This is a genomic window from Bradyrhizobium sp. LeoA1Lang (assembly GCF_055413685.1).
In genome coordinates, this window is sequence record NZ_JBVAPG010000664.1 from 1 (window position 1) to 252 (window position 252).

Below are 252 nucleotides of genomic sequence, written 5' to 3' on the forward strand. Positions count from 1 at the left end.
CATCTTCGCCTTCATCGAAGGCTTCTACAATCGAACGAGGCTCCATTCCGCCATCGGATATGTCGCGCCGATCGAGATGGAGCTAAAAGCTGCTTAAACCCGTCCACTTTTTCGGGGGAAGATCACCCCAAAGGGCCGTGCCCGCTGGACGCTCAAGCTGCTGGCAGGCGCGATGGTCAAACTCACCGAACACAAGAGCCTGTCGCACGAGACGGTTCGGCGGCGCCTGGCCGAGAATGACCTCAAGCCCTG

The 252-nt window shown here is 59.1% G+C and carries 1 pseudogene; it reads left to right on the forward strand.

The annotated features are described in order from the left end of the window. Nucleotides 1-127 precede the first annotated feature (127 nt). Nucleotides 128-252: pseudogene (locus ACZYOF_RS44900) on the forward strand (IS630 family transposase); the annotation flags it as partial.